This window comes from Pseudobutyrivibrio xylanivorans (genome assembly GCF_008935055.1).
GTDB lineage: Bacteria > Bacillota > Clostridia > Lachnospirales > Lachnospiraceae > Pseudobutyrivibrio > Pseudobutyrivibrio xylanivorans_A.
In genome coordinates, this window is record NZ_CP043028.1 from 569,581 (window position 1) to 584,584 (window position 15,004).

Genomic DNA, 15,004 nt, shown 5'->3' on the forward strand with positions numbered 1-15,004 from the left:
CCCCTACAAGATGCTTTCACAAATTAACGCTAAAAGCTTATCGCTTTACGCGGGCGCCTGCGCCACCCATGATGGCTTCAACCTCAGAGCAGGTAGCCATTGTGGTGTCACCTGGGGTTGTCATAGCAAGTGCACCATGAGCAGTGCCATACTCTACAGCCTTTGAAGCGTCTCCTGTAGTCATAAGACCGTATACAAGGCCTGATGCGAAGGAATCGCCTCCACCAACTCTATCAAGGATTTCAAGGCCCTTGTAATCCTTTGCCTTGAAAATCTGTCCATCTGCCCAGCAGAGGGCTGACCAGTCATTGACTGTGGCAGTCTTTACTGTACGAAGTGTGGTAGCAACAACCTTGAAGTTTGGATAAACCTTTGCGGCCTCATCAATCATCTTCTTGTAGCCATCAAGATTTAATTCCTTAAGGTTTGCGTCATTGCCTTCAATTTCAAAGCCAAGGCATGCTGTGAAATCTTCCTCATTTCCAATCATTACATCAACATATTTTGCGATTTCCTTGTTGACCTCCTGAGCCTTCTTCTGTCCACCGATTGCTGACCACATTGAAGCTCTATAGTTCAAATCATAAGAAACAATTGTGCCATACTTCTTTGCCGACTTGATAGCCTTCACAACTGTCTCAGCTGATTGCTCAGAAAGTGCTGCATAAATTCCACCTGTGTGGAACCATCTTACTCCAAGCTCTCCAAAGATATAGTCAAAATCAAAGTCTTCTGCTGTTGCCTGAGAGATTGCAGTGTTGGCTCTGTCTGAGCAAGAAAGAGCTCCACGAATACCAAAACCTCTTTCTACAAAGTTCAATCCGTTTCTGCACTCACGGCCAATACCATCTGTTTTCTTCCAGTTAATAAGCTTTGTATCTACACCACCCTGAAGGATGAAATCCTCCACAAGATGTCCTACTTCATTATCTGCAAAAGCAGTGATTACCGCTGTGTCCATGCCGAAGCATCTTCTGAGTCCACGGATGACGTTATACTCTCCGCCGCCTTCCCATACCTTAAACTCGCGGGCTGTGCGGATGCGGCCTTCACCTGGGTCGAAGCGAAGCATAACCTCTCCCAACGAAACTGCATCATATTTACATTCTTCTTTTGGTCTCAATTCCAAGTTCATATCTATCTCCTAATCCGCATGTATATAAACTTAGCCAAATATCTCTAATTTATATTCCATGCTCAACTAAAATTTAAAATAATCTACGGCATTAGTTCCGCATATACGCTTCACCATGGCACGTAAGTACGCATCATCCTTCGGATACTCTCCGTTCTCAACCCACGAACCGATTTTGTTGCAAAGGATGCGACGGTAGAGCTCGTGGCGTGGGAAGGATAGGAAGCTGCGTGAGTCTGTGAGCATTCCTACGCTTGTTGAAATAAGCCCTGAGTCTGACATAGCCTCAATCTGACGCTCCATTCCATTCTTGTGGTCGCAGAACCACCAGGCTGCTCCCAGCTGCACCTTACCCTTGATTCCATTTTCATTACTACAGAAGGTTCCAGCCATTGCTGCAAGCATCTCTGTGTCCTTAGGATTCAAGCAGTATAGAATTGTCTTAGGCAGCTCGTCCTTCAAATCCATAGCTGAAAGAAGTGCGGCAAGCTGTGGTGCATAATTAAAATCATTAAGTGCATCAAAGCCAGTGTCAGGTCCTAGCATTCTAAAGAAACGCTCAGAATTATTTCTGATTGCTCCTATGTGAAGCTGCATCACGATATCGTGCTTTGCATACAAGCGACCAAGTTCTGTAAGCATGTAGCCACGGAACTTACCTTCCTGCTCCTCTGAAAGCTTTACTCCCGCCATTCTGATTTTCAGGATTTCATCAACCTCTTTTTTGTTTGTTGGAACAAAGAACAGGCTCTCCAAGCTGTGGTCAGAAACTCTGCAACCATTTTCAATAAAGTACTCTAAGCGAAGTTCAAGAGCTTTTAACAAAGATTCTGTATCATCTATTCTAAATTCAACCACAAGGCTGAGATTATTGATATAATCTACAAATCCATCCTTCTCAATTCCAATTGCCTTTTCTGGTCTAAAGGATGGGCACACCTTTATTTCAAAGCCGTCTTCCCTGATTTTTCTGTGCCACTCAAGGTCGTCGGCTGGGTCGTCAGTGGTGCATAGGACAGATACATTCTGCATTCTAAGGAGGTTTCTCACTGAGAACTCTTTTGTTTTAAGCTTGGCATTACATTCATTCCAAATCTCTTCAGCCGTTTCAGGTGAAAGAGGCTTTGTGATTCCAAAGTAACGCTGAAGCTCAAGGTGAGTCCAGTGATATAAAGGATTGCCTATAAGGTTTTGCACAGTATCTGCCCATGCAAGAAATTTATCAAAAGGAGCCCCGTCTCCAGTGATTAGCTTTTCTGAGATTCCATTTGCTCGCATGGCGCGCCATTTATAATGGTCACCACCGAGCCAAACCTCAGCCATATTGTCAAAACATCTATCCTCATATATCTCACGAGGATTCAAATGATTATGAAAATCTATAATTGGTTCGTCCTTAACTGCTGCAAAGAGTTCCTTTGCAATATCGTTCGAAAGGAGGAAATCTTCATCCATAAATTTTGCCATAATTAAACTGCCTCTAATTCCTTTCTGATGTTGCCAACGCCCTTCATTTCAGAGTGAATTGCAAGAACCTTTTTAGCAAGCCCATCAGAATAAAGGTCAACGCCAAACACATCCTGACGCTTCAACACATCCTTTGCAGGAAGACCCTTAAGCTCCTCGAGAAGTGGATCAGGACTCTGCTCAAACTGCTTACCATTATCATCAATTCCCTCAAGGTATCTAAGGTAGCCAGCAAGTACAAGTGGAACAATCTTAAGACTCTCTGTGCTGAGAGATGAACTGCTTCTATATGCCTTGATTGTCTCACCGAAACGAATTGGAAGCTTCTGTGAAGTATCACAGGCAATTCTCTGTGGAGTGTCTGGCATAAATGGATTTGGAAGACGCTTTGTAAGCACTGCATCCAAAAATTCATCTGGTGAAAGCACCTTTGGATCAACAACAACCTTCATGCCTTCTTCCTTACCAAGCTTTGTAACAAGTCTCTTTAATGCCTCATCCTCCATCTCATCATGGATTGTGTTGTAACCAAGTAGACATCCGAAGATCGCAAGTGCTGTGTGAAGTGGATTCAGACATGTACATACTTTCATCTTTTCAGTCTTATCAACTGTCTCTCTATCAGTAAAAATGACTCCACCCTTTTCAAGTGCAGGACGACCATTTGGGAATAGGTCTTCGATAACCAGGTACTCTGTCTCCTCCGCATTTACGAAGTTAGCAACATAAGTGTTCTTGCTTGTAACAATTGGTTCTGCCCCTTCAACACCATCAGCGATAAGCATTTTCTTAACTGTGTCATCTGGTCTTGGTGTGATTTTATCAATCATTGTAAGTGGGAAAGCAACCACTGATGGATTTGTAATATAGTTTACAAAGTCGTTGTCACACTTTCCTTCGTTGTACCAATCCTTTGCAATCTCAACAACTGCTTCCTTGAGCTTGTCTCCGTTGTGTGAGCAGTTGTCCATAGACACGATGGAAATTGGGAAAGCACCAGCCTTAAATCTCTCTAAAATAAGTCCAACCACCTTGTCCATATAGGCACGGGTCTTGTAGCCCTTTTCTGTAATTGTGAATGATACCATCTGAAGTGATGGGTTTCGGAAAATCTCACGAAGTCTTTCGATTTCCCTCTCATCTTCCTCATCTAAAATGCAGGACTCCACAATAGAGCCGATAACCTTTTTCTCAACTGTTCCATCAGCCTTAAGTGTTGCAAGAATGCTAAGGTCATCACATGGTCTGTTGTACTTCTCGATGATTTCATAATCATAGCCCTCTGCAACAATAAGACCTGTATTCATAACGCCCTGATTAATGAGCTCTTCAACTACATTTGCCTGAAAGGCTCTGAAAATATTTCCTGCGCCGAAGTGAATCCACACTGGATTCTGCTTCGTATTTACGATAATTTCTTCTCTGTTGTATTTTGGAAGGGAGTAACCTTTTGCTTCCCACGCCGCTCTATCTTTAATACCTTCATTAGTTAGTTTCATTCTTCTCAATTGCCTCCCATAATCCATTGATATATGCCGCACCCAATGCTCTGTCATATAATCCATAGCCTGGCATTGCTTTCTCTCCCCAAATCATACGACCATGGTCTGGTCTGATTGGACCTGTGAAGCCGATGTCATAAAGAGCCTTCACAATCTCATACATGTCGAAGCTTCCATCACTTGAAAGATGTGCGGCCTCTTCGAAATCTGTTGGTGAATTAAACTTAAGGTTTCTTACATGTGCAAAATGAATTCGTCCCTTAAGACTTCTAATCATTGCTGGCAAATCATTATCGAGATTTGTACCGTAAGAGCCTGAACAGAAGGTTACACCATTGTGTGGGTTATCAACCATCTTCATCATGCGCTGAATATTTTCCTGATTGATGATGATTCTTGGAAGACCAAATACTGGCCATGCTGGATCGTCAGGATGAATAGCCATGTTGATATCATACTGGTCACAAACAGGCATAATTCTTTCAAGGAAATACTTGAGATTTTCAAATAAATCCTCATCAGTAACGTTCTTATATTCCTCGAATAATTCCTTTACATGAGCAAGTCTGTCTGGCTCCCAGCCTGGCATTACCGAACCATTTGTATCACCAGCGATTGAGTTAAACATCTCTTCTGGAACAAGCGCATCAACAGCCTCCTGAGTATAGGCCAACACCGTAGAGCCATCTGGGCGCTTTCTCGCAAGTTCAGTACGTGTCCAGTCAAAAACTGGCATGAAGTTATAGCAAACAAGATGAATATCTTCCTCGCCAAGATTTTTCAAAGTCTCAATATAATTATCAATAAGCTGATCACGGCTTGGCTTGCCTAGCTTAATATCCTCATGAACATTCACGCTCTCGATACCTGCTACCTTAAGGCCTGCGGCTTCAACCTCAGCCTTCATGGCCTTTATTCTTTCGCGTGTCCATACTTCACCTGGCTTGGTGTCGTATAGCGTTGTGATTACGCCCTTAACTCCAGGGATTTGTCTAATCTGCTCTAGTGTTACGGTATCGAAGTCTTTTCCATACCATCTCAGTGTCATTTGCATTAAATATATTCCTCCAAGTCCGGCTGTTACACTTACAATCCTGAGTATTACTTTCGTCGACTACATGTCTTCTTCAGTAACACTCAGAGATTGTCTGCTACAGCCTCATCTAGTAATTTTATATCTAAATAATTATCCCCTTATTTGATGTACTATGGATGCGGCCTCTTCAGCTAGTGCCCTGATGGAAGAGAAGTCTCCCGACGCAATAAGGTCGCCCTTAACCATCCATGTTCCACCACATGCAACGATTTTGTTGAATGCCAGATAATTCTTTACGTTATCCTTGTTGATGCCACCTGTTGGCATGAACTTAAGCTTGCTATAAGGTGCCGCAACAGCCTTAATCATTGGAAGGCCACCTGCTGGCTCAGCAGGGAAGAACTTTACAAAATCAAGTCCAAGCTCCATAGCCTGCTCCATTTCTCCTGGTGTCTGAACACCTGGTGTCACTGGATATCCTTTCTCCAAGCAATGCTTTACAACTGTTGGGTTAAAGCCTGGCGCAACAATGAATTTTGCACCTGCTGCAACTGCTCTATCTGCCTGCTCTGTTGTAAGGACAGTACCTGCTCCCACAAGCATATTTGGAAAATCATTAGAAAGAATTCGGATTACCTCCTCTGCTGCATCTGTTCTGAAGGTAACCTCCGCTGCTGGAAGGCCACCATCCATCAGTGCCTGACCAAGCGCATGGGCATCCTTTGCATCCTCAAGTACCACCACAGGGATAATGCCTATTTTTTCAAATCTCTCTTTCAAATCTTCATACATTACATTAATCTCCTTAATCCAAGTACGTGCTTAATGACCGAAACATACCTTACTGTTCACCACGCTTGCGCTCTTATTCGCTCGTTGCGTTACATAAGAAGCTGCTAAACGCACCTTCTAAGTAACGACGGCTCACCAAGGGATTCACAAGTAAGGTATGATTCAGTCACAAGCACTCATCTAAGAATCGTTAGTTTACTGATTTAAGTAAATAGTAAACAAACGACTAATCGATTCCCATTGTGTGAGTTGCGTTATACATTGCATTTTTTGTTGTTGTATGCTAAAACGTAAATATGAAAAAGAATCTAAAAACGGAATTTACCACAAGACAATACATGCTCTCCCAGGACTTCGAGGTGTATTATTACAGCGACAGGGTATTGCCAAACGTTACTGCTCACACCCATGATTACTTCGAGTTTTTCTTCTTCATCGAGGGCAATATTATTATGTACATGGATGGGAAGCAGTTTGTGCCAACGCCAGGTACTCTTATTGTGATACCGCCAAATCTTCCACACTACGCCAGATTGATTGATGGTGATGTGCCATATCGCAGATTTGTATTTTGGATTACTGAAGAATATCTTGGAAATATTGCAGGTTCCTCCGAGGATTATCTGTACCTCACCAACAGGACAAAATCCACCGGCAATTTTTCCATTTACAAATTCAACGAGATTGCCTTCAACACCATTCAGGGAAAGGTGTTTACTTTGATCGATGAGATTCATTCCAAGAGATTTGGAAGAGATGCAAAGATTCTACTTTGCGTCAGTGATTTTATTCTTACCATTAACCGCATGGTTTACGAAATGCAGAATCCAGATATCGTAAATACGGATTCAGATAATTTGTACCAAAGTATCATTCAGTACATCGAAACACATATTGATGAGGATTTATCCCTTGATCTTTTGGCTGAGAAATTTCATGTTAGCAAATTCCATATTTCTCACATATTTACAGATACCAACGGATTGCCTCTACACAAATATATTACAAAAAAGCGCCTCGACATGTGTCGAGACGCCATTCTAAGCGGCCAAGATATTTCTCTTGTTTCAGAAACCTACGGCTTCTCAGATTACTCTGTGTTCTACCGCGCATTCGTGAAGGAGTACGGCAAAAGCCCTAAGAAATATCGTGATGAAATTATTAGAAACAATTAAGCTCCTCTTCGATTGTTTCCACTACATATATGTCTCTAAGCTCAAAGTGAAGTCCGTTTGCTTTTTCCAAACGCCCTGCCATTGTTGATGAAACATCAACTACCACGTCATCCTTTCTAGGAGTGATAAGCAGTGTTAGGACTTCACCTGCTTTGACACCTATTTCGTTAAGTCCGATTTCCCAGGTGGCTTCGTTTGAGAAATTGTCAGCAAGAAGCTCACCCTTTGAATTAAACAATGAACCTATATCTCCACTATAATCAATCTTAAGTAGAGTGTCCTTCGCGCTAACGTTCAACTTTGGCACAGTGAGTGTATATCGGGAAGGGCCACACTGAATAGCTTCAATATTTCTTCGGTTCAAATCTGTTTTTTCAACTCTAAAGCTGCTTCCATCGAAAATCACCGGTTCCTTCGAAAAAACAATCTTGGTTCCAGTCTCGCTATCAAACTCATAAAAGTCTAAGCTTTCCTCCGAAGACAATGTTACGAAGTGAACTTCTTTATCACCAGCCTGCTTTGAAAATCCACTTTCTTTTCCACATTTTGCTTCGATTATTTCCTCACCTGCAAAAGCATACACTGGTTTCATTCCTAGAACTTGGAAGAAGTAATACGTAATTACGTTATTAGCTTCCACCCTTGAAAGCAGTTGTGCTGTAGCGTAGCTCAAAAGCAGACCATCGAAATCCATGTTAATAGGCAAAATTGCATTTTCGCCTGAGGCTATGCCTAAATCATTGATTACGATTTCCTTATCTGCCACAGCAACCGCTATTCTCTCCTTGGATTTATCACTTAGGGTTGCATGATCCTGATAATTGTTTATAAACAAAAATCCCTCACTGCCATCTGTTCTTGCTGCATATCTTAAAGTTTCACCTTCTGCTGGATAAAGATTTGTATTATCATCAGCAAGCATTGTCACCATTTCTGAAAGCTTACTTCCAAAGTGCCTTGCAAAAATATGCATTCTTCTGAGCCTGTGATAGCTTGGATGAATCTGTCCAAACTCACCAAGAGGAGATTGGTACTCATAGGAAATCTTTGGACACTGATGCTCGTTCAGATAATTGCCATGCTCTCCTTTTGGATTACTTCCTCCGCGATACATATAATAGCCTAAGAAGTTGCAACCGCTGCCGATTTTGATATTCGCCATTGCATCCACTGATTCATATGGTATCTGGAAACGATAATTATAGAAATTAATCATTCCACCTCCCATTTCACAACAGGCATAAGGCATGTCCTCAGGCTTATAGGTTGGCTCAAAATTATAGGTAGCTGGTACCTCATTATTATGATTATCCCTATAAATAAACTCAGGCGTTGCAGGATGCTGATACTCTGGATTTCCATAGAACATCCATGGCCAAAAAGCATAACCGCCCCAAAGTGGTAGCATTTCCTTGGTTGGTGTAGCAGCACCACCCCATCCCGTGCAAGTATAGAAAGGTGTGATGATTCCTTCCTCTATTGCAATCTTTTTCAATTCAAGCATATAGTCTTCACCATCTGCACCGCCGTTGGTCCACTCATTTGAAACTCCAGTTGTCATTTCCCAAGGTGCAGCTGAGTGCATGTACTCATTATCAAGCTGAGCTCCAATGATTGGTCCTCCATCTTTATACAAAAGACCTGAAACCTGCTCACTGATTGCGTGATAAAGCAGACGCACATGATGGAGGAAGCCCTCATTTACACTTCTAACCTCAAAAGGCTTTCCATAGAGCCAATCAGGCAGACCACCATTTCTCATCTCGCCATGATCAAAAGGCCCTATGCGGATTATTACATACATTCCATACTTCCTGCACAGCTCCACAAATTTTCTAAGATTACGCTGTCCATCGAATCTAAACTTCCCCTCTATTTCCTCGTGATGATTCCAGAAAATATAGGTAGAGATTACATTAATTCCACCAGCCTTCATCTTTAAGATTGTATCTTCCCACTGATTTTCTGACACTCGTGAGAAATGACACTCGCCGCTGATTCCAAAGAATGGCTTACCGTCTACAGTCATATAGTAATTGGTGAAACCCAGCTCCTTTCCAGCTGGGTTCACGCCAAAAAACTTTTCTGAAAGCCTATGGATTTCCTGTTGTCTTGCTCTAGTAAAATTTAATTTGTGTTCCATTATCTACCTCTTAAAACCAACCGAATATTTTCTTAAATATTCTGCAAACCTCTTTTACAACAGGTACTACAACCTTCTCAACAAACACCTTAACTGCCTGGTGAACCTGCTCAACTATTTCCTTCACATCAGCAGGCTTGTTGTCATTCTTGTTATCTGTTGGGTTATCATCTTTATTGTCATTGTTGTTATCACCTGGGTTATCTCCAGGGTTGTCTCCTGGATTATCTCCTGGATTATCTATATCTGGGTTGTCATCTTTGTTGTCATCGTCATCATCAATTACATCATCAGAAGAATCATCTCCTGCGCAATCACCTGTCCTATAGAGATAAAAATCATCCCAGGCGCCCCAGCCTCCTGAAGCTGCCTTTACGCTTACGCCAACTGTTACTTCTGTGCCATCAGCCTTTACTGTGATTTCACCAACCTCTGGATTTGCCCAGTTCTGCCAACCAGTCACACCCGTATCAACTGAAAGAGTGTCCTCCTTCACCTTTGCATAAAGCTTGAACTCTGCTGCATCACCACAGTCTCCACCTTCAACAAAAGCACCTAGCTTATAAATTCCTTTATCCAAAGTAACCTTCTGCTCAACAACGTAATTGATAGCCTCGTTGTCCCAGAACTTAAGACACATACTACCTGTCTTCACATTTGATGCATCTGCCTGAATTCCAACACCATTTTTGCCATCTGAATTTCCAATATCATCGATTGCCCATGCTGTGTTTCCATCCTCAAAGCCTGCATTCACAAGATAATTCTTTGGCTTTACAGTCAACTTGCAGACAACCTCAAAATTCTCCTCTGCTGTCTCAACTGTTCCGTGAATTTCATATTCGCCAACGCCTTTTTCTTTTACTTCAGCTAGTTCTGTTTCGTTCCAGATTACTTCCTTGTCTAGCTTTGTTCCATCGTTATAGATTACTGTAGCAGTCTCAGGAAGTTTAATCTCATTTCCAAGTTCAAACTCTACATCGGAAACCTCTACTTTAAGAATCTTTACCTTAGCCTTTGCGCCTGTACGAATGTACTTATAAATCTTTGCTGATGAAAGTGGGTGTCCCTTAAAATCGAACCAAGCCTCATTTTCAACTACAGCACCACCTGCACCCCAGTCGCGAACATCCTTATCAAATTCCTTTGCATAAGAAGCAGCCCAGCCACTTCCGTATTTTTCCCATTTTTCCTTGTTTGATGCAAGAACCTCCTCTGCATCATCTGCGTCCTTGTCATAAACCTGCACAGGAAGCCATGCTGGTTCCCAGTAAAATACTCCGATTCCACCTTTTACAGAAGCCACAGTTTCTACAACGCTTCTAACTGAATCAGCCTGTCCCTGAACAGACACGTCAAAATTCAGTGGATCATTTTTTCCTTCACGCTCTGTATTTTCACAACCATCACCATCCTCAAGGGTGTATACATAAGAGGTCTCGGCAACCATTACCTTCTTGTTGTACTTGTCAGCGATATTTGATAACACACTCTTCAGATTGCTAAGTGTTCCATGCCAATATGGATAGTAAGATGTAGCGAATACATCATAGTCCACATCATACTCCTTGAGGTTCTTTGCATAGCCCTCATATCTTCCACTTGTTTCAGGATTTGTAAAATGAACAGCTACTAATATATCTTTGTCGTTTTCCTTTGCGACCTTTCTTACGCCCTTACTGCCAGCAGAGAAAAGCTTTGCCATGTTCTCCCAGCTTTTCTCACCAGCGATACCATTGTTGGTTTCATTTCCTACCTGAACCATTCCAACATCAACACCTGCATCAATAATCTTTTGGAGGCTATCTACTGTAAAGCTCTCAAGAGCCTCTTCCTTCTCATCGATAGTCATTGACTTCCAAGCTTTAGGCGCAGTCTGCTTTCCAGGGTCAGCCCAGAAATCTGAATAATGGAAATCAATTAGCACCTTCATGCCAGCATCTGTAATCCACTTGCCCATTTTAATGGCTTTGTTCAAATCACAGTTTCCACCGCCATAACCATTGCCCTCGGAATCCTTAGGATCATTCCACACTCTGATACGGACATAGTTCACTCCGCATTCCTTAAGGAAAACAAAGTATTCCTTGTCTGAAAGCTCATTTCCATCAAAGTCATAGTACTTTACTCCACTATTTTTAAGTGCAATATATGAGCTTACATCAACACCAGTAATGAAATCCTCATCACAGCCATCCACAGGCTTTACAATGATATCTGACTCCTCTGGCTCTACTTCTTCTTTTTCTTTATCCTTATCCTTGTCTTTATCATCCTCTGACTCTGGGTCCTCATCCTTATTTTCATCATCTTTGTTTTCATCATCAGAGCTTTCTTCATCCTCTAATTTATATAAAACAAAGTTATCAACATCACCCCAGTAACCAGAGGTTAAATCTCCACTAATAACAAGCTTTAAATCAGTTTCATCTTCAATTGTAAAACTGTCAGTAGAAAATTCTGTCCACTTATCCCAGCCTGAAGTCTTAATAGCTACAGATTCATCATTAATATTAAGCTTTAAGCCTGAAGAGTCCTCTGCACCATCTGCTTCAAAGGAAAGCTTATAAGTGCCTGCGGTAACATGCTTAATCTTCTGAGAAAGCTCAAATGAAGCACTGTCATTATTATTCCAATAGTTAAAAATATTGGTTTTGTTATTGCTTGCCCATTCATCAACTTTGATTTTATAACCAACAGCATCACCATCACTATCCGGCATATCCACTGTCCACCCAGTTAAATCTCCTGTCTCAAAATCTCCATTTTCAATTAAATCTGTAGCCTTCCAGCTTTCACTTTCTTCAGCTTTTGCTTCCATCGGAAAATATATTTGTCCACCAAGCATAGCAAAAGCCGATAAAAGGCTAAGTATTCTAGCCCCACTTTTAGACCCTCTTCTAAACATGATATCCTCCCAAAATTAATATTTTTATTGATTTCTTACAGAACTATTCTGCGTTGAATCCCTTAATAACAGCTGATGACTCAGCATCTGCCTGTGAGGGACCTCATTCCCCCCAAGCAGTTCATATAGCATTTTAGCTGCAGTCCAGGCCAGGTCACTCGTGTTAAACTCCAAAGCTGTAATAGGTGGATAATGCATTTCCAAAACTGAACTGTTAAAAAATGATGCTACTTTGATATCTCTCGGAACCACAACATTTTCTGCCTTCAGTCGATTCAGCACATTTATACAGATGTTATCATCCATACAAATGATGCATTCAATCTGATTCTTCAAACAGTCATCAATCGCTTGGGCAGTCTGTTGTGGATAACCAGTTTCATCAAAAATAAATTGCGTGTTTATTCCCAAATCATTTTCCACGTGAGCCTTGAGAAATCCCGCATATCTGCTTTGAGTAACAACGTGAGTCATGTCCGCACAAAGCAAAGCAAGTCTGCGGTAGCCCATTTTCAACAATACAGAGGTTAGCTCCTTGCAGCCATTTTCCTGATCAACATCAACCTGATAAACATCATCATCGTCGTAGGAACCAATAACTACAAAAGGAACATTATTGCTTTTCAAAAAGTTGATGTCCACTCCATGTTTGATTGTACGAGTAAGAATCACTCCATCAACTTTGTGAAGCTTTATAATCTTTTCCAGCTCACGAATATCATTCGCTTTTGTCTTCACGGGGATTACGTTGTAATTTCTGGTGGAATAATAATCCAAAATGCTCATTAACGTAGCATGAAAAAATGGGGTTTCAGCAAACTTTCCCTCACCTGGTATAGTCACGCAAATATTACCTGTGTGTTTCTTGCCATAGTCATTGGAACGATTCTTTAGGGTATAATCGTTCTCTTTCAAAAAGTTTGCAATTTTCTGCTTCGTATCCTCGGATACTCTTCCATTTCCAGATAATGCCCTTGATACTGTTGTCTGGGAAATATTTAATTCCTCTGCAATTTTCTTAAGCTCAATTTCCTGCATTACTCTACCTACTTTATTCCTTTAGATACACTCCAAAAATCACCTTTCCATATGTTCTCCATGATATATTCTACATCTTTTGCGCAATTACTGCGCAATCACAAGCCCCTAAAACTGTGAAGTTTCCGTGAACTCAGCCTGTAATAATATGATAGCTAGAATATATTCACTAAACAATTAGCGAAACCAATAAGATATTTGTTCAACTCAAGGATAAATAGACCAAAAAAGATTCAAAAAAATTGCGCAATCGTAATTTAATTGCGCAATCTAGATTATATATTAAGTTGTAATGTCTCTATTCTACAAAGGTCTACAAAGGATTATTGCTATTTTTTTCAACCTTAAACATCCTGTTCACAACTATAAACATTGTAATGAAGCATGCCATGCCACCTACAACATTACTGATTGGCTCTGCTGCAAAAACTCCGTTTGTTCCCATCTTGAAAAGATATGGAAGAATATAGGTAAGCGGTGCAACAATAACAATCTTTCTAAACAGTGAGAAGAAGATTGCATGTCCCTTTCTTCCAAGTGACTTAAACACAATCTGACCCACGTACTGGAACACCATAAAAACAAAGGTAGAAAAATACAAATTAAAGGCTGGAATTGCATCCTTCAAAATAGTCTTGTCACTGGTGAATACACCGATAATTACCTCAGGTGCAAACCTGATTATCAGCCATACGCAAATTGTGTAAATCATCTCAAGAGAGAACATGATTACAATTGATTTCTTTATCTTGTCAAATTTATGGGCTCCGTAATTGTAACTGATGATTGGCGAAGTACCCTCTGAAATTGCAATAATCGGAGTCTCCATCATCTGACGTGCACTGTTTACAATAGTCATAACTGAAACGTAAATATCACCACCCACATTTGCAAGAACACTGTTGCAGGAAATCTGGACCACTGCATTTGTAAAATAAGTCATGAAGCCTGCAGTACCTAGAGCAATAATCTTTGACGCTCTGTAACGGCATCTTTTGAACTCTGTAAAGTTCATCAGTTTCAGTCTGTACTCACACTTATTTCCAAACAGGAATTTAACAACATAAGCGGCTGAAAGAGCTTGTGAAATAATCGTAGCAACTGCCGCTCCCTGCACTCCCATATGAAGTGCGAAAATAAAAATCGGATCTAAAACAATATTAGCCGCTGCTCCCACAATTACAGTGGTCATTCCAACTGTAGAAAATCCCTGTGCAGTAATAAATGGATTCATTCCAGTGGCAACCATGGAGAAAATGGTTCCTAGTAAATAAATTCGTAAATACGGTAATGCATAAACCATAGATGCATCTGAAGCACCGAATATGCTAAGTACCGGCTGTCCAAAAATCTCTCCGATTATAATCAATGCTATTGCTGTAATAATTAGCAGGAAAAAGGAAGTGTTCTGAATTTCTTCTGCTTCTCTATCATCCTTTTTACCTCTGGCAATGGAAAACAATGGAGCGCCACCGCTTCCGTACATATTCGTAAATGCGGTAATCAATATAACTAGCGGAAAGCAAAGTCCAACAGCTCCAAGGGCTACCGTTCCAACCTCTGGAATTCTGGCTATATAGATTCTATCAACTATGTTGTATAGGAGATTTAATATCTGGGCAACCAACATTGGAAGAGCTGTCTTGAAAATATTAGTTAATGTTCTCCCGTTTTCAAAATCTACCTGTTTCAAATAATCACTTCTTTCTTCAATATCTCATCTGCTATAAATCCATTGTACAAAAAAAGGCACAATGTGAATTTAAACAATTACATTGTACCATTTTTGTTCATTTTGTATAGTGCTC

General features: G+C 40.9%; 10 protein-coding genes. 1 reads left to right on the forward strand and 9 read right to left on the reverse strand.

Translation table 11 applies throughout. The features are described 5' to 3' along the window. Positions 1-37: 37 nt before the first annotated feature. The 5 genes from FXF36_RS02605 to FXF36_RS02625 all read right to left on the reverse strand — a co-directional run bounded on the left by FXF36_RS02605 (position 38) and on the right by FXF36_RS02625 (position 5,932). Entirely contained in the window at positions 38-1,135 is a 1,098-nt protein-coding gene (locus FXF36_RS02605; protein WP_151622330.1) for a sugar kinase, read from the reverse strand. A gap of 66 nt (positions 1,136-1,201) precedes the next feature. Next, entirely contained in the window at positions 1,202-2,602 is a 1,401-nt protein-coding gene (gene uxaC, locus FXF36_RS02610; protein WP_151622331.1) for a glucuronate isomerase, read from the reverse strand. Positions 2,603-2,604: 2 nt separating this feature from the next. Then, the gene (locus tag FXF36_RS02615) at positions 2,605-4,101 is read right to left on the reverse strand and encodes a mannitol dehydrogenase family protein (RefSeq protein ID WP_151622332.1); all 1,497 of its coding nucleotides are present in this window, start codon (positions 4,099-4,101) and stop codon (positions 2,605-2,607) included. After that, on the reverse strand, positions 4,088-5,158 hold the full coding sequence (gene uxuA, locus FXF36_RS02620) for a mannonate dehydratase (RefSeq protein ID WP_151622333.1): 1,071 nt from the start codon (positions 5,156-5,158) through the stop codon (positions 4,088-4,090). The genes FXF36_RS02615 and uxuA overlap by 14 nt, the downstream gene beginning before the upstream one ends. Before the next feature lie 132 nt (positions 5,159-5,290). Then, positions 5,291-5,932 (reverse strand): bifunctional 4-hydroxy-2-oxoglutarate aldolase/2-dehydro-3-deoxy-phosphogluconate aldolase, encoded by a 642-nt coding sequence (locus FXF36_RS02625; RefSeq protein ID WP_151622334.1) that lies wholly within the window; start codon positions 5,930-5,932, stop codon positions 5,291-5,293. Positions 5,933-6,228: 296 nt separating this feature from the next. Between FXF36_RS02625 and FXF36_RS02630 the strand changes: the two genes are divergently transcribed. Next, positions 6,229-7,107: an AraC family transcriptional regulator gene (locus FXF36_RS02630; protein ID WP_151622335.1), complete on the forward strand. Its 879-nt coding sequence runs from the start codon at positions 6,229-6,231 to the stop codon at positions 7,105-7,107. Here FXF36_RS02630 and FXF36_RS02635 read toward each other — a convergent pair. The 4 genes from FXF36_RS02635 to FXF36_RS02650 all read right to left on the reverse strand — a co-directional run bounded on the left by FXF36_RS02635 (position 7,094) and on the right by FXF36_RS02650 (position 14,889). Then, positions 7,094-9,250, reverse strand: a complete 2,157-nt coding sequence (locus FXF36_RS02635) for a beta-galactosidase (protein WP_151622336.1) — start codon at positions 9,248-9,250, stop codon at positions 7,094-7,096. The two genes, FXF36_RS02630 and FXF36_RS02635, sit on opposite strands and share 14 nt — an antisense overlap. A 10-nt stretch (positions 9,251-9,260) precedes the next feature. Then, the gene (locus FXF36_RS02640) at positions 9,261-12,158 is read right to left on the reverse strand and encodes a glycosyl hydrolase 53 family protein (protein WP_151622337.1); all 2,898 of its coding nucleotides are present in this window, start codon (positions 12,156-12,158) and stop codon (positions 9,261-9,263) included. Positions 12,159-12,182: 24 nt separating this feature from the next. After that, the gene (locus FXF36_RS02645) at positions 12,183-13,196 is read right to left on the reverse strand and encodes a LacI family DNA-binding transcriptional regulator (RefSeq protein WP_151622338.1); all 1,014 of its coding nucleotides are present in this window, start codon (positions 13,194-13,196) and stop codon (positions 12,183-12,185) included. Between the two features lie 313 nt (positions 13,197-13,509). Next, positions 13,510-14,889: an MATE family efflux transporter gene (locus FXF36_RS02650; RefSeq protein WP_151622339.1), complete on the reverse strand. Its 1,380-nt coding sequence runs from the start codon at positions 14,887-14,889 to the stop codon at positions 13,510-13,512. Positions 14,890-15,004: the final 115 nt, after the last annotated feature.